The sequence below is a fragment of the Sphaerotilus natans genome, from assembly GCF_900156335.1.
In the GTDB taxonomy this organism is placed as follows: Bacteria; Pseudomonadota; Gammaproteobacteria; order Burkholderiales; family Burkholderiaceae_C; genus Sphaerotilus; species Sphaerotilus natans.
Window position 1 is genome coordinate 137,602 of the sequence record NZ_FTMZ01000010.1, and the last position, 14,781, is coordinate 152,382.

Below are 14,781 nucleotides of genomic sequence, written 5' to 3' on the forward strand. Positions count from 1 at the left end.
GCTGCCTCAGTTCGCCTTCGGCTCGGCCGGCTTGCGCTCGGTCTGCGTCTTCGAGGCCACCACCGGACGCCCCTTCAGGCGGTTGAGCGCCTGCTGCAGCTGGAAGTCCTCGGGCGTGCCGTATTCCGGCAGCTTAGGCGCCTTGTCCTTGTTCTCGCGCGCCTCCTCGAGCTTCTTCAGCGCCTCCTCGCGGGCCTTCTCGCGGGCGGTGTCCTTCTTCTCGGCCGCGCCGGTGCCGTCGCCCAGATGCTTCTCGAGATCGGCCTCGCGCATGCGCAGCGCCGCGAACGGGCTGCCCTCGGCGGTCTCGTCGACCAGCACGTCGGGCACGATGCCCTTGGCCTGGATCGACTGGCCCGACGGCGTGTAGTAGCGCGCGGTGGTGATCTTCAGCGAGGTGTTGGGCATCGGCAGGCGCGCGATCTCGCTCTGCACCGAGCCCTTGCCGAAGGTCTGCGAGCCCATGATGACCGCGCGCTTGTGGTCGCGCAAAGCGCCGGCGACGATCTCGCTGGCCGAGGCCGAGCCCTCGTTGACCAGCACCACCACCGGCACCGACTTCAGGCCCGCCGGCAGCCCGGCGAGCAGGTCATTGCCGTCGCGGGAATAGAACATCGGCGAGGCCTTCAGCACGCTGCGTGCCTCCGGGATCTGGCCGTTGGTCGACACCACCACCACGTCGCGGGGCAGGAAGACCGCCGAGACGCCGACCGCGGTGTCGAGCAGGCCGCCGGGATCGTTGCGCAGGTCCAGCACCAGGCCCTTGAGCTGCGGATCCTTCTGGTAGATCTCGCGCAGCTGCTCGGTGAAGTCGCGCAGCGTCGGCTCCTGGAACTGGTTGATGCGGATCCAGGCGTAGCCGGGCTCGACCACCTTCGAGCGCACGCTCTTGGTCTTGATCTCCTCGCGCACGATCGTCACCGGGAAGGTGCGGTTCTCGCTCTTGCGGAACACGGTCAGCACGACCTTGGTGCCGCTGGGGCCGCGCATGCGCTTGATGGCCTGGTCCATGTTCAGGCCCTTGACCATCGTGTCGTCGATGCGGGTGATCAGGTCGCCGGTCTGCATGCCGGCGCGGAAGGCGGGCGAGCCCTCGATCGGCGAGACCACCTTGACCAGGCCCTCGTCCATCTCGATCTGGATGCCGACGCCGGTGAACTTGCCGCTGATGCCCTCGCGGAATTCCTTGAAGGCCTGGCCCTCGAAGTAGGCCGAGTGCGGATCCAGCCCGGAGACCATGCCGCCGATCGCGTCGCGGATGAGCTTCTTCTCGTCGACCGGCTCGACGTACGAGCGCTTGACCAGATCGAAGACCGCAGCGAGCTGCTGCATGTCCTCCAGCGGCAGCGGCGACATCGCGCTGCGCGCGGTCGCCTGCAGCTGCATCGTCGTCAGGGCGCCTGCGACCGCACCGATCGCCAGCCAGCCCGCCACCTTCAACTTGCTTCCCATCTCGCACACCTTTCGCGTCGCGCAGCGGGCCCGCGGAAAAACCCGTCCCGGTGCGCATCCAATATCGTGCGGCCAGTATAGGACGGGGCCGACACCCCCGACATGCCGACGAGATCAGGCCGCGACCACGCCTTTCAAGTCGCGCGGGAAAGTCACGACATGATCCAGCTCGGCACGAATGCCGATCCACTCGCCGACCGCATGGTCGTGGTGCGAGGGCACATGCGCCATCACCAGCTCGCCGCTGGCCAGCTCCAGCGTGTAGAGGAACTCCGAGCCCCGGAAGGCCTTGGCGCGAATGCGCGCCTTCACCGCGCTGTCGTCGTCATGCACGATGTCGTCGGCACGCAGCAGCACGTCGCACTCGCCGCCGATGCCCGGCAGCGGGCACTCGAAGCGGTCCGACCACTCGCCCAGCGCGCTGCGCACCCGGGCGCCCTCGGGCCCGGAAACCACCCGCGCCGGCGCGAAGACCCCGTGGCCGACGAAGGTGGCGACAAAGCGGGTGGCCGGACGGTGGTAGAGCGCGTAGGGCTCGTCCCACTGCTGCAGCTCGCCGTCGTTCATCACGCCCACCACGTCGGCCACCGCGAAGGCCTCCATCTGGTCATGGGTGACGAACAGCGCGGTGGTCTCGGCCTGCTTCAGGATCGCGCGCACCTCCTGGGCCAGGCGCTCGCGCAGGTCGACATCGAGGCTGGAGAAGGGCTCGTCCATCAGCAGCAGGCGCGGCTTCGGGGCCAGCGCACGCGCCAGCGCGATGCGCTGCTGCTGGCCGCCGGAGAGCTGGTGCGGATGGCGCGAGGCCGCGCCGGCCAGCCCGACCAGCTCGAGCATCTGCGCCACCCGCGCCTGCTGCTCGGCACGCGGCAGGCCCTTGAGGCCGAACAGCACGTTCTCGGCCACCGTCATGTGCGGAAAGAGCGCGTAGTCCTGGAAGACCATGCCAATGCGGCGCTGCTCGGGCGGGAGGTGGCGGCCAGCGGCCGCATCGCCGACCGCCTCGCCCTCGAGCACCACCCGGCCACGCGCCGGACGCTCCAGGCCCGCCACCGCGCGCAGCAGCGAGGTCTTGCCGCAGCCCGAAGGCCCGAGCAGCGCACCGATCTGCCCGCGCTCGAGCGCGAGCGAGACATGCCGGACGCTGGCGCGTGCGGCGCCCGGATACTGGACACTGAGCTGATCGACGTGCAGGAACATGGGCGCAGGGACTCGCAAGGACTCGTCGTGGGGTTCTGCCTCTATCATAGCCGGGCGCGCCAATGCAAATCATTCCCGATAACGACTTTCCCGAAGCTCCCCGATGTCCGCGACCCCTTTCGCCCGCCTGCGCGCCGAGCCGCCCCACCCGCTGCAATGGCTGCTTGCGCTGCTGTGCCTGGTGCTGGCGCTGCCGGTGCTGTCGATCGCCTCGTCCTGGCTGAGCTTCGACGCCACCGCCCGCGAGACGCTGGCTCATCAGCTCGACACCGTGCTGCCGGGCTATGCGCTGGCCTCGCTGCAGCTGACGCTGCCGGTGGCGCTGGGCGTGGCGGTGGTGGGCGGCGGCGCGGCGGCGCTGGTGACGCTGCTGCGCTTTCCCGGCCGCGGGGTGATGGAGTGGGCACTGCTGCTGCCGCTGGCGATGCCGGCCTATGTGCTGGCCTATGTCTACACCGACACGCTGCAGTCGAGCGGCCCGCTGCAGGTCTGGCTGCGCGCACGCACCGGCGCCACCGGTGCGCTCTGGCCCGACATCCGCAGCACCGGCGGCGCGGTCGTTCTGTTCATCCTGACGCTCTACCCCTACGTCTACCTGCTGACGCGCACCGCGCTGACCGAGCGCGGCGCGGTGCTGATGGAGGCCGCGCGGCTGCTCGGCGCCGGCCCGTGGCGGCGGCTGACCGAGGTGGCGCTGCCGATGGCGCGTCCCGCGCTGGCCGCCGGCGTGGCGCTGGCGCTGATGGAGACGCTGGCCGACTATGGCGTCGGCGCCTATTTCGGCCTGAACACCTTCACCACCGGCATCTACAAGGCCTGGCTGTCCTTCGGCGACCGCCATGCCGCGGCACAGCTCGCCACCGTGCTGCTGCTGGTGGTGGGCGTGCTGGTGTGGATGGAGCGGCGCGCGCAGTCGCGGCTGCGCTTCTCGACCTCCCGGGGGCCGGGCAGCAGCCCGGAGGCCCGCCCGGTGCAGCTGCAGGGCGCGGCGGCCTGGGCGGCGCTGGCCGCCTGCCTGCTGCCGGTGCTGCTGGGCTTCCTGCTGCCGGTGGCGCTGCTGCTGCGCCTGGTGACGCTGGAGGCGCTGCACGGCGAGTTCGGCCTGCCCTGGGAGCGCTTCGGTCAGTGGGCCTGGGCCAGCCTGCGCCTGTCCGGCCTGGCCGCGCTGGCCGCCGCCGGCATGGCGCTGCTGCTGGCCTTCGCGAGCCGGCTGCGCCCGCATCCGCTGCTGGGCGCGGGCGTGCGGGTGGTCTCGCTGGGCTATGCGGTGCCGGGCGCGGTGATCGCCATCGGCCTGCTGCTGCCCTCGGGCTGGGCGCAGGAGCGCTGGCCCGACAGCCAGATCGGCACGCTGCTGACCAGCACCTCGCTGGGCCTGGTCTACGCCTATCTGGTGCGCTTCTCGGCGGTGGCACTGCAGTCGGTCGAGGCCGGCTATGCGCGCCTGCCCGGCAGCCTGGACGAGACCGCGCGCATGCTCGGCGCCGGCAATGCGCGCATTCTGGGCCGCATCCATCTGCCGCTGCTGCACCGCACGGTGCTGGCCGCGGCGCTGCTGGTCTTCGTCGACGTGATGAAGGAGCTGCCCGCCACGCTGGCGCTGCGCCCCTTCAACAGCGACACGCTGGCGATCATCGCCTCGCAGCTGGCCCGCGACGAGCGTCTGGCCGAGGCCGCCCTGCCCTCGCTGGCGCTGGTGGTGGTCGGGCTGGCGCCGGTCATCTTGCTGTCGCGGGCCATGCGGCGCGGCGACAGTCTGGCGACCTGAACGCCGGCCAGGCATCAACACAGGGGGGCATGAGGACAGCCCCAGCCGTGCAGCAGATCACGGGAACACCAAAGACACACTCAGAAACACCTTTTCGCGGGGAATGCACAAAGCGGCACAGGTCGAAAAATCGGTAACGACCTGCGAGACCTTGGCATGCCCCCCTCCAACCGCCCCCCTCTTCGCGCAACCCTGCTCGGCCCGGACATCGAGCACCGGCGCAGCCTCGAGGCGATGCTCGACACGCGCTGCGCGCTGTCGTGGATGCCGGATTCGAGCAGCTTCTTCCGCGACCGGCCGGTCACGCTGGCGCGGCGCCTGCAGCGGGCCTTCGACCAGTTCGGCGGCACCCGCGACCCGGCCTTCCGCCAGGCGCTGCTGCGCCATCTCGACGAGCACCGCACCGAGGTGGTGGTCGCCTACTGGGGCACCAATCCGCTGGCCGACCTGCTGGCCATCCGCCAGCTGCGCCCGGGCATCCGGCTGGTGCTGATGGTGCTGTGCTACCCGCTGGCGCTCGACGAGCTGGGCGTGCGCCGCCAGCACTGGATGCTGCGCCGCGCCGCGCCCCATCTGGACGGGGTGCTGTTCCCGAGCGAGGCGATGCGCGGCCATTTCCAGGCCCACCGGCTGCTGCAGCGCGCGGGCCGCGAGGTGGCCGACCTGGTGCTGCCGCCATGCTGGCCTGCCAACTTCCAGCCCCGCCTGGAGGCCGACACGCCGCCCACGCCGGCCTCCAGCGGCCCCAACCTGATCTTCGTCGGCCGCACCGACCTGTCGCATCCGACCATCCATGCCGCCGACGACCTGCGCGTGCCGATGCGCGAGCTGCTCGCGCAGGGCATCGAGCTGCATCACGTGCATTCGCCCGAGACCGACGATGGCCATCCGCTGCGCCGCCCCTTCGCGCCCGACAGCCAGACCGGCCTGCTGGCGCGCATGGCCCGGCATGACGCCAGCCTGATCCTCTACAACACCGCGGTCTGCGAGCGGGCCGACCGCTTCGACCTGACGGTGCCCGACCGGCTGATCTCCAGCGTCGCCGCCGGCGTGCCGATCGCGCTGCCGGCACGCGGCTACCGGGCCGCGCATGACCATCTGGCCGACCATCCGGCGGTGCTCTCCTTCGAGTCCTTCGCCGACCTGGCCGCGCAGCTGGCCGACCGGCCGCGCATCGCCGCGATGCGCCAGGCCGCCTGGCAAGGCCGCAGCCGGCATGCCGCCGAATGGCAGGGCCCGCGGCTGTGCAGATTCCTCGAGGAACTGGCGCCGCGCCCGGTGCCCCAGCCCTCGCGCCCGGCCGCCACCCGGCGCGACCGCACACGGGAAGTCGTCGCCTAGGGCCACGCCCCGGCAGAGAGAAGCACGGGGGCTGCGGACGGCGCGGCTGCTGCGTAGTGCCGCGTAGTCGTAACACCCGATGGGCTGAATCAGGGTTTTCGAGTGTGATCGGGGTCAGGGTTCCTGAAGATCAGGAACCGCGTGCATCTTCCCCGGTTTCCAATTTCCCTCACTGCCACTTCTCCCCGGAGATTCCCCTTGTCCACCCTCCTGAAACTCTCAGGCTGGATCGACTCGTTCAATGAACGGATCGGCCGGCTGCTGTCATGGCTGGTGCTTGCCGCGGTGCTGATCAGCGCCGGCAACGCCATCCTGCGCAAGACCTTCAACATCGGCTCGAACGCCTTCCTGGAAATCCAGTGGTATCTGTTCGCGGCCGTGTTCATGCTCGGGGCCGGCTACGCCTTCCTGAAGAACGCCCATGTGCGCATCGACTTCATCTCCTCGAAGCTGTCGACCCGCACCAACGCGATCATCGACATTCTCGGCATCGTGGTGTTCCTGGTGCCGCTGTGCCTGCTCCTGATCGACCTGTCCTGGCCGCTGTTCACGCAGGCCTACGCCAGCGGCGAGATGAGCCAGAACGCCGGCGGCCTGATCCGCTGGCCGGTGCTGCTGATGATCCCGGCCGGCTTCGCGATCCTGCTGGTGCAGGCGCTGTCGGAGCTGATCAAGCGGGTGGCCTACCTGCAGGGCCTGCGCGATGACCCCATGTCGGTCGAGCACGGCCCGAGCGACGAGGAGAAGCTGGCCGCCGAGCTGGCCGCCAAGGCCGAGCAGGCCGCCCGCGAAGGAGCGCGCGCATGATCGAGTTCATCACCCAGAATTTCGTGCCGCTGATGTTCGGCGGCCTGCTGGCCTTCCTGCTGACCGGCATTCCGGTGGCCTTCGGCCTGGCCGCCACCGGTCTGGTGTTCGGCTTTCTCGGCATGGAGGTGGGCCTGTTCGGCAGCACCATGTTCCAAGCGCTGCCGCTGCGGATCTTCGGGATCATGCAGAACGACACCCTGCTGGCGATCCCCTTCTTCACCTTCATGGGCATCATCCTGGAGCGCTCCGGGATGGCGGAGGATCTGCTCGAAACCGTGGGCCAGGTGTTCGGCCCGCTGCGCGGCGGTCTGGCGGTCGCGGTGATCCTGGTGGGCGCGCTGCTGGCGGCCACCACCGGCGTGGTCGCGGCGGCCGTGATCTCGATGGGCCTGATCTCGCTGCCCATCATGCTGCGCTACGGCTACAACCGCACCATCGCCACCGGCACCATCACCGCCTCGGGCACGCTGGCGCAGGCCATTCCGCCCTCGCTGGTGCTGATCGTGCTGGCCGACCAGCTCGGCCGCTCGGTGGGCGACATGTACGCCGGCGCGCTGGTGCCGGGCCTGCTGCTCGTCGGCCTGTACCTGGCCTTCATCGCGGTGGTGGCGATCGTCAAGCCGGACTGGGTGCCCGCCCTGCCCCCTGAGGCACGCATCTACCGCGAGGACAACGGCGCCAGCGGCCACAAGTCGCTGCTGGTGCTGCTGGCGATCTGCGGCGCCGCCGGCTGGAGCTGGGCGCAGGTGCACGAGAGCATCATGAACCCGTGGATGGAGCGCACGCTGCCGGCCCCGGGCGACGAGGTGGTCATCATGTCGATGACGGTCGCCTCCTTCCTGGCGCTGGGTCTGGCGATGGTCAACCGGGTGCTGAAGATGGGCCTGCTGTCGAAGCTGGCCGAGCGCTTCACCTTCGTGCTGATCCCGCCGCTGGTGCTGATCTTCCTGGTGCTGGGCACGATCTTCCTGGGCGTGGCCACCCCGACCGAGGGCGGCGCGATGGGTGCGGTCGGTGCGCTGCTGATGGCCATGTCGCGCGGCCAGATCAACCGCCGCCTGATGAACCAGGCCCTGGACAGCACCGCTCGCCTGAGCTGCTTCGTGCTGTTCATCCTGATCGGCTCGACGGTGTTCAGCTTCACCTTCAACGCCGCCGACGGCCACATCTGGGTCGAGCATCTGTTCGACAACATGCCCGGTGGCGCGATGGGCTTCCTGATCGTCGTGAACCTGCTGGTCTTCGTGCTGGGCATGTTCATCGACTTCTTCGAGATCGCCTTCATCGTGGTGCCGATGCTGGCCCCGGTGGCCGAGAAGCTGCTGCCCGAGCTGCTGCCCGAGGGCTATCCGGCCGACTTCGCGCTGGTGTGGTTCGGCGTGATCCTGGCGATGAACCTGCAGACCTCGTTCCTGACGCCGCCCTTCGGCTTCGCGCTGTTCTACCTGCGCAGCGTCGCGTCCAAGAAGGACTACAAGGACCGCGTCACCGGCGAGATGATCCCGGCGGTGCAGACCTCCGAGATCTACAAGGGCTCGATCGCCTTCATCGTGCTGCAGCTGATCATGGTCGCGGTGGTCATCGCCTACCCCTCTCTGGTGTCGGGCGATGGCGCGCAGGCGACGAAGATCGATGCCGACCAGGCGCTCGAGCAGATGATGGGTGGCGACAGCCCGCAGGCCGAGCCGAGCATGGACGGACTGGAGCCGGCCGGCGCCGCCTCCGAGCCCGACCCGATGGACGCCTTCAAGGACATGGAGAAGCCGGCCGAGTCGAAGTGACCCGACCTGCAGGGTGACCGCCCCTGAGCGGTCATCGGCGGACACGCATTCGTTGATAAGCTCACGAAATGCGTGTCCGCCTTCTTCATTTCAGCCCGGCGCCTTGGCGCCCTCGCCTTCTCGCCGCGCTGCTGCCGGCCCTGACCATGCTGACGCTGGCCCCGCAGCCGGCGGCAGCGCAGGCCTCGTCGCCCGCGACGGCAGCGGCCACGGCCTCGGCCGGCGGCCGTGCCGCCCTGACCGTGCAGGCGGTGTCGCCCCGGCGCGAGACGCTGGCGCGCACGCTCTCGGCCAGCGGCGGTCTGGCCGCCTGGCAGGAAGTGGTGATCGGCGCCGAGACCCAGGGGCTGCGGCTGGTCGAGGTCGCGGTGCAGGTCGGCGATCGGGTGCGCCGCGGCCAGCTGCTGGCGCGGCTGCAGTCCGACACGCTGGCGGCCGAGCGTGCCGCCACCCAGGCCGCGCTGGCCGAGGCCGAGGCGGTGCTGGCGCAGGCGCGGCTCGAGGCCGAGCGCGACCGCGCGCTGCAGGCCGGCGGCGCCCTGAGCGCGCAGCAGCTGCAGCAGACCCTGACCGCCGAGACCACCGCGCGTGCCCGTGTCCAGGCCCTGAAGGCGCGGCTGCAGGCCGACGAGGTGCGGCTGGCGCAGACCCGGCTGCTCGCGCCCGACGACGGTCTGATCTCCGCCCGGCAGGCCACCCTCGGCGCGGTCGCCCAGCCCGGGCAGGAGCTGTTCCGACTGATCCGCCAGGGCCGCATCGAGTGGCGCGCCGAGCTCCCCGGCGCCGACATGGCGCGCCTGAGCCCGGGCATGCCAGTCAAGCTCACGCCCGCCGGCACCGACACGGTGCTCGAGGGCCGGGTGCGCCAGATCGCGCCCACGGTCGATCCGGCCACCCGCCAGGGCCTGGTCCATGTCGACCTGACGCCGAACGCGGCCGCCTCGCCGGTGGCGCGGCCCGGCATGCTCGCGCGCGGCGAGTTCCAGCTCGGCGGCAGCGAGGCGCTGACGCTGCCGCAGGGCGCGGTGCTGCTGCGCGAGGGCTTCAGCATCGTCATGCGCATCGAGGCCGACGCCCGGGTGCGCGAGGTCAAGGTGCGCACCGGCCGGCGCGTCGGCGACCGGGTCGAGATCCTGGAGGGGCTGGACGCGCAGGCGCGGGTGGTCGCGCAAGGCGCGGGCTTCCTGGGCGACGGCGACCGCGTCCAGGTGGTCGGCACCGCCTCGGGAGCCGCCAAGTGAATGTCTCCGCCTGGTCGATCCGCAATCCGATTCCCGCGATCCTGCTGTTCCTGCTGCTGACGCTCGCCGGCCTGATGGGCTTCCGGGCGATGACGGTGCAGAACTTTCCCGACATCGACCTGCCCTCGGTCACCGTCAGCGCGGCGCTGCCGGGCGCGGCGCCGGCGCAGCTCGAGACCGAGGTCGCGCGCAAGATGGAGAACGCGCTGGCCGCGCTCAAGGGCCTGAAGCATCTCTACACCACGGTGCAGGACGGCGCGGTCACCATCACCGCCGAGTTCCGGCTCGAGAAGCCCACGCAGGAGGCGGTCGACGATGTGCGCGACGCCATCGCGCGCATCCGCTCCGACCTGCCGGCCGACCTGCGCGATCCGGTGGTGCAGAAGGTCGATCTGGCCGGCACGCCGATCCTGACCTACACCGTCTCGTCCGCGCGGATGGACGACGAGGCGCTGAGCTGGTTCGTCGACGACGCGGTCAGCCGGCGCATGCTGGCGGTGCGCGGCGTGGGCGCGGTCTCGCGGGTCGGCGGCGTCAGCCGCGAGGTGCGCGTCGAGCTCGATCCGGCGATGCTGCTGGCGCTGGGCGCCAGCGCCTCCGACGTGTCGCGCCAGCTGCGCCAGATCCAGCAGGACGCGCCCGGCGGCCGCAGCGACCTGGGCGGCGCCGAGCAGGCGGTGCGCACGCTGGCCACCGTGCGCAGCGCCGACGAGCTCGCCCGCATGGAGATCGTGCTGTCGGACGGCCGGCGGGTGCGGCTCGACCAGATCGCGCGGGTCAGCGACACGGTGGCCGAGCGCCGCTCGGCCGCGCTGCTCGACGGCCGGCCGGTGGTCGGCTTCGAGATCACCCGCAGCAAGGGCACTGGCGAAATCGAGGTCGCCGAGGGCGTGCGCGCCCAGATCGAGCGGCTGCGCGCCGAGCATCCCGAGATCACCTTCACCGAGGCCTTCAACTTCGTCGATCCGGTGCAGGAGGGCTACGAGGGCTCGATGCACCTGCTCTACGAGGGCGCGGTGCTGGCGATCATCGTGGTGTGGTTCTTCCTGCGCGACTGGCGCGCCACGCTGGTCTCGGCGGTGGCGCTGCCGCTGTCGGCCATCCCGACCTTCGCGCTGATGCACGGGCTGGGCTTCACCGTCAACGTGGTGACGCTGCTGAGCCTGTCGCTGGTGGTGGGCATCCTGGTCGACGACGCCATCGTCGAGATCGAGAACATCATGCGCCACCTCGCGATGGGCAAGACGCCCTTCGAGGCGGCGATGGAGGCGGCCGACGAGATCGGCCTGGCGGTGATCGCCACCACCTTCACGCTGATCGCGGTCTTCCTGCCGACGGCCTTCATGAGCGGCGTGGCGGGCAAGTTCTTCGTGCAGTTCGGCTGGACGGCGGCGATCGCGGTGTTCTTCTCGCTGGTGGTGGCGCGCATGCTCACGCCGATGATGGCCGCCTACCTGCTGCGCCCGGTCGTGCACGCCGAGAAGCCCCCGCGCTGGATGGGCACCTACCTGAAGATGGCCGCCTGGTGCCTGAAGCACCGCCTGCTGACGATGCTGGCCACCGCGGTCTTCTTCATCGGCGCCTTCATGCTGGTGCCGCTGCTGCCCACCGGCTTCATCCCGCCCGACGACCTGTCGCAGACCCAGGTCACGGTGACGCTGCCGCCCGGCTCGACGCTGACCGACACCACCGCGGCGGCCGAGCAGGCACGGGCGCTGGTGGGCACGCATCCGCAGGTGAAGATGATCTACACCGCCATCGGTGGTGGCGCGGCCGGCGCCGACCCGTTTGCGCCGCAGGGCGCGGCCGAGGTGCGCAAGGCGGTGCTGACGATCAACATGACGCACCGCGACGATCGCCCCGGCATCAGCAAGCAGGACATCGAGGCCGACCTGCGCCAGCGGCTCGAGGCGCTGCCGGGCGCGCGCACCAAGGTCGGCTTCGGCGGCTCGAGCGAGAAGTACATCCTGGTGCTGGCCGGCGAGAACGGCGAGACGCTGGCCGCGCACGCCCGCCAGGTCGAGCGCGAGCTGCGCACGCTGCCCGGCATCGGCAACGTCACCTCCAGCTCCAGCCTGGTCCGGCCGGAGCTGATCGTGCGCCCCGACCCGGTGCGCGCGGCCGACCTCGGGGTCACCACCGCGGCGATCGCCGACACGCTGCGGGTGGCCACCCGCGGCGACTACGACCAGTCGCTGCCCAAGCTCAACCTCTCGCAGCGCCAGGTGCCGATCGTCGTGCGCCTGCCCGATGCCGCGCGGGCCGACCTCGACCTGCTCGGCCGGCTGCCGGTGCCCGGCGCCCGCGGGCCGGTCATGCTCTCGAGCGTGGCGACGCTGGAGCTCTCCAGCGGCCCGGCGCAGATCGACCGCTACGACCGGCTGCGCAACATCAACTTCGAGATCGAGCTCAACGGCCAGCCGCTGGGCGATGTCGAGCGCCAGGCGCTGGCGCTGCCCAGCCTGCAGTCCCTGCCGCCCGGCGTGATGCAGACCACCGTGGGCGACGCCGAGGCCATGGCCGAACTCTTCGAGAGCTTCGGCCTGGCGATGCTCACCGGCGTGCTGTGCATCTATGTGGTGCTGGTGCTGCTGCTGAAGGACTTCATCCAGCCGGTCACCATCCTGGCAGCGCTGGTGCTGTCGATTCCCGGCGCCTTCCTGGCGCTGTTCATCACCCAGACCGCGCTGTCGATGCCCTCGATGATCGGCCTGATCATGCTGATGGGCATCGCCACCAAGAACTCGATCCTGCTGGTCGACTATGTGGTGCTGGCGCGCAAGGAGCACGGCCTGGGCCGGCGGGAGGCGGTGCTCGACGCCTGCCGCAAGCGCGCGCGTCCGATCATCATGACGACGATCGCGATGGGCGCGGGCATGATGCCGATCGCGCTGGGCCTGGGGGTGGATCCGAGCTTCCGCGCGCCGATGGCCATCGTCGTGATCGGCGGCCTGATCACCTCGACCTTCCTGAGCCTGCTGGTGATCCCGGTGGTGTTCACCGGCATCGACGACCTGATGACGCTGGGCGGGCGGTGGCTGCGGCGCGGCCGGGGCAGCGCGCCGGTCAGCGGCACGCCATCGGCGTGATCTCCTGGCCGGCCTCGAGGCGCCGCCAGCCCTGGGCGACAGCCTGATCGACCGCGGCGGCGGGGACCTCCACCCGCCAGGCATCGCCATTCGCGGCACCGCAGACGCTGGCGTGCATCAGCCCGTCCTGGGCGCACCGTGCGGACTGCACCGCGATGCCGGTGGTGCGCAGCGCGGCCACCGCCGCGTCGAGCCCGGCCTGGGTGGTCCGCGTGTCCTCGCACTGCAGACTGCCCGAGGGGCGCCAGAGCACGGCCGTGGCGGGTGCCGAATCCCCAGCACCGCAGCCGGCGAGCAGCACGGCAGCGAGGGATGCAACAAGACGGAACATCGGGATCTCCTTCGAGCGCTTGCGGGGAATCGTGACTCAGCGCACCCGCCCGCCAAGGCGCAGGCCGTGAAAGCGCAGCAGCCAGAGCGCCAGCAGCACGCTCGGCAGTGCCAGCACGAGCCCCAGGCTCGACGCGGACAGCAGCTCGTTCAGGTCGGAGCGAGCGTCCCAGGGAAAGACCCAGGGCCACAGCAGCGCGCTGCCCAGCGCGGCCAGCGTGCCGACCACCGGGATGCCACGGCCCATGCGCCGGTCCAGCACCCAGTTCAGGCTCATCATCAGATGGCAGATCCAGGCCAGCAGCACCAGCGCGCCGCCCGCCATCGCCAGCGGCTGCCCGCGGTCCATGACCATCAGCCCACCCGCGAGCATCAGGCTTGCCAGCAGCGCCCAGCCCGACAGCAGATAGCAGCCGAGCACGACAGCCAGACGGCGCAGAGACATGGCTTGGCGCGGAAGATCACTTCGGCCGATGCATCGCGCACAGCTTGTGGCCGTCCGGGTCGCGCACATAGGCCAGATGCATCGGGCCGATCGCGCCGTTGCGCAGGCCCGGCGGATCCTCGACCGAGGTGCCGCCGTGCGCGACCGCCACGTCATGGAACTGCTGCACCTGCTCGGGCGATTCGCACTTGAAGCCGATCGTGGCGCCATTGGCGACGGTCGCCGGCTCGCCATTGATCGGCTCGGTGACGCAGAAGCTGGCGCCACCGTGGCGGTAGAACAGGCGCATCTGGCCAGCGGCGTTGCGGTTCTCGATCGCCGCACCGGCCCCGAGCACGGCCAGCACCGCGTCATAGAAGCGCTGCGAGCGCGCGATGTCGTTGGATCCGACCATCACATGGCTGAACATGGTTCTGTCTCCTGAAGAAAACGCCGGAATCGGCAGTGAAAGACCCGAAGGTGCTCACGAGTGTAGCGAGGCCGAGCGCGCCCGCCCTCCAGCGCCTCACCGACATGGCGCCTGACGCGCGGTGGCTGCTCGCCGAGGTGGAAGGCCAGCCGGCGCTCGCGCAGCTGCACGTCGGCGGCGGTGAAGCGCTCGAGCCGGCGCAGGTGCTCGACCGTGACCATGACCGGGCCCTCGTCCGGGCCGATGTCGGTGGCCGGATTCGGCGGCGAGGCCGGCAGCGCCGGGCGCAGGTCGGCATCCTGGCCGGAAACGGTGAAGCAGCGCACCGCCAGCAGCACCAGCGGCCCGCAGCCCGCCGACACCATCAGCGCGTCGGCACCGAAGTCCAGCCCGCCAGATGGCCCCAGGTCGCCGCTCAGGACTGTCGGCTGGCCGCGATGTCACCCGCGAGGCCTAACGACTTCGCGGGGATGCCCTTGTAGTGACCTGCGAACGCTGCTGATCCTGGGTGCGCGGGCCACGCTGGCCGCTGCGGCCAAGAAGAAGGACCGACTCAGCCGCTGGGCGGTGGCGCTGTCCGAGCGGCGTGGTTACTGGAAGGCCGTCGTGGCCATCGCGGCCAAGAATGCCCGCATGGCCTGGGCGATGCTGGCCAAGGGCGAGGCGTTCAAACCCGTGACGTGAGCCGATCCGGCCAGTCGAACCGATTTCGAATCTCTCATCCGACACCGTGAAGGAAGAATCTGCCACCGCGTGATGCCTGCGTTGATGGAACAAGGTCAGACCTGCGTGGGGAGTGCTCGTTTAACTTTTGGAGGCGCTCGCAAGAGCAACCTCGGCTAACGAATGGAGCCCCCACGCGCGTCTTTCATCAGGGTCAGCGGCAACAGAAGCCGCAGTAAAGACCGGTTGTAG

General features: G+C 70.5%; 12 protein-coding genes and 1 pseudogene. 7 read left to right on the forward strand and 6 right to left on the reverse strand.

Going from position 1 to position 14,781, the window contains the following annotated elements:
- Positions 1–6: 6 nt before the first annotated feature.
- Positions 7–1,452, reverse strand: a complete 1,446-nt coding sequence (locus BW996_RS10965; protein WP_037479610.1) for a S41 family peptidase — start codon at positions 1,450–1,452, stop codon at positions 7–9.
- Between the two features lie 114 nt (positions 1,453–1,566).
- A complete protein-coding gene (locus tag BW996_RS10970) occupies positions 1,567–2,652 on the reverse strand; it encodes an ABC transporter ATP-binding protein (RefSeq protein ID WP_037479612.1) in 1,086 nt (361 codons plus the stop codon).
- A 103-nt stretch (positions 2,653–2,755) separates the two neighbouring features.
- Here BW996_RS10970 and BW996_RS10975 point away from each other — a divergent pair, with 103 nt between their 5' ends.
- The 6 genes from BW996_RS10975 to BW996_RS11000 all read left to right on the forward strand — a co-directional run bounded on the left by BW996_RS10975 (position 2,756) and on the right by BW996_RS11000 (position 12,682).
- Positions 2,756–4,420: an ABC transporter permease gene (locus BW996_RS10975; protein ID WP_051631688.1), complete on the forward strand. Its 1,665-nt coding sequence runs from the start codon at positions 2,756–2,758 to the stop codon at positions 4,418–4,420.
- 156 nt (positions 4,421–4,576) lie between these two features.
- Positions 4,577–5,761: a glycosyltransferase gene (locus BW996_RS10980; protein ID WP_139330841.1), complete on the forward strand. Its 1,185-nt coding sequence runs from the start codon at positions 4,577–4,579 to the stop codon at positions 5,759–5,761.
- Positions 5,762–5,959: 198 nt separating this feature from the next.
- The gene (locus BW996_RS10985; protein WP_037479616.1) at positions 5,960–6,568 is read left to right on the forward strand and encodes a TRAP transporter small permease subunit; all 609 of its coding nucleotides are present in this window, start codon (positions 5,960–5,962) and stop codon (positions 6,566–6,568) included.
- Positions 6,565–8,352, forward strand: a complete 1,788-nt coding sequence (locus tag BW996_RS10990) for a TRAP transporter large permease (RefSeq protein ID WP_037479618.1) — start codon at positions 6,565–6,567, stop codon at positions 8,350–8,352. Before BW996_RS10985 ends, BW996_RS10990 begins: the two co-directional genes overlap by 4 nt.
- A 146-nt stretch (positions 8,353–8,498) precedes the next feature.
- Positions 8,499–9,593 (forward strand): efflux RND transporter periplasmic adaptor subunit, encoded by a 1,095-nt coding sequence (locus BW996_RS10995; RefSeq protein WP_051631691.1) that lies wholly within the window; start codon positions 8,499–8,501, stop codon positions 9,591–9,593.
- Positions 9,590–12,682 (forward strand): efflux RND transporter permease subunit, encoded by a 3,093-nt coding sequence (locus BW996_RS11000; RefSeq protein ID WP_076458895.1) that lies wholly within the window; start codon positions 9,590–9,592, stop codon positions 12,680–12,682. The genes BW996_RS10995 and BW996_RS11000 overlap by 4 nt, the downstream gene beginning before the upstream one ends.
- Here the strand turns inward: BW996_RS11000 and BW996_RS11005 are convergent.
- From BW996_RS11005 to BW996_RS21055, 4 genes are read right to left on the reverse strand one after another with little or no spacing between them, the layout of a single operon-like run.
- Positions 12,660–13,013: a hypothetical protein gene (locus BW996_RS11005; protein WP_037486050.1), complete on the reverse strand. Its 354-nt coding sequence runs from the start codon at positions 13,011–13,013 to the stop codon at positions 12,660–12,662. The genes BW996_RS11000 and BW996_RS11005 overlap by 23 nt on opposite strands.
- Positions 13,014–13,049: 36 nt before the next feature.
- The gene (locus BW996_RS11010) at positions 13,050–13,457 is read right to left on the reverse strand and encodes a hypothetical protein (RefSeq protein WP_037486048.1); all 408 of its coding nucleotides are present in this window, start codon (positions 13,455–13,457) and stop codon (positions 13,050–13,052) included.
- A 16-nt stretch (positions 13,458–13,473) separates the two neighbouring features.
- Complete coding sequence (locus tag BW996_RS11015) at positions 13,474–13,866, reverse strand: VOC family protein (RefSeq protein WP_037486046.1); 393 nt, start codon at positions 13,864–13,866, stop codon at positions 13,474–13,476.
- Positions 13,851–14,231 (reverse strand): MFS transporter, encoded by a 381-nt coding sequence (locus BW996_RS21055; RefSeq protein ID WP_037486043.1) that lies wholly within the window; start codon positions 14,229–14,231, stop codon positions 13,851–13,853. Before BW996_RS21055 ends, BW996_RS11015 begins: the two co-directional genes overlap by 16 nt.
- A gap of 121 nt (positions 14,232–14,352) precedes the next feature.
- Here BW996_RS21055 and BW996_RS11025 point away from each other — a divergent pair.
- Positions 14,353–14,550, forward strand: a pseudogene (locus tag BW996_RS11025) (IS110 family transposase); the annotation flags it as partial.
- Positions 14,551–14,781 lie beyond the last annotated feature (231 nt).

Bases quoted from the DNA above. Each gene is read 5' to 3' on its own strand.
- BW996_RS11015 (WP_037486046.1), bottom strand. From the start codon at position 13,866: ATGTTCAGCCATGTGATGGTCGGATCCAACGACATCGCGCGCTCGCAG.
- BW996_RS10965 (WP_037479610.1), bottom strand. From the start codon at position 1,452: ATGGGAAGCAAGTTGAAGGTGGCGGGCTGGCTGGCGATCGGTGCGGTC.
- BW996_RS11005 (WP_037486050.1), bottom strand. From the start codon at position 13,013: ATGTTCCGTCTTGTTGCATCCCTCGCTGCCGTGCTGCTCGCCGGCTGC.
- BW996_RS10970 (WP_037479612.1), bottom strand. From the start codon at position 2,652: ATGTTCCTGCACGTCGATCAGCTCAGTGTCCAGTATCCGGGCGCCGCA.
- BW996_RS11010 (WP_037486048.1), bottom strand. From the start codon at position 13,457: ATGTCTCTGCGCCGTCTGGCTGTCGTGCTCGGCTGCTATCTGCTGTCG.
- BW996_RS10990 (WP_037479618.1), top strand. From the start codon at position 6,565: ATGATCGAGTTCATCACCCAGAATTTCGTGCCGCTGATGTTCGGCGGC.
- BW996_RS10980 (WP_139330841.1), top strand. From the start codon at position 4,577: ATGCCCCCCTCCAACCGCCCCCCTCTTCGCGCAACCCTGCTCGGCCCG.
- BW996_RS10975 (WP_051631688.1), top strand. From the start codon at position 2,756: ATGTCCGCGACCCCTTTCGCCCGCCTGCGCGCCGAGCCGCCCCACCCG.
- BW996_RS21055 (WP_037486043.1), bottom strand. From the start codon at position 14,231: ATGGTGTCGGCGGGCTGCGGGCCGCTGGTGCTGCTGGCGGTGCGCTGC.
- BW996_RS10995 (WP_051631691.1), top strand. From the start codon at position 8,499: ATGCTGACGCTGGCCCCGCAGCCGGCGGCAGCGCAGGCCTCGTCGCCC.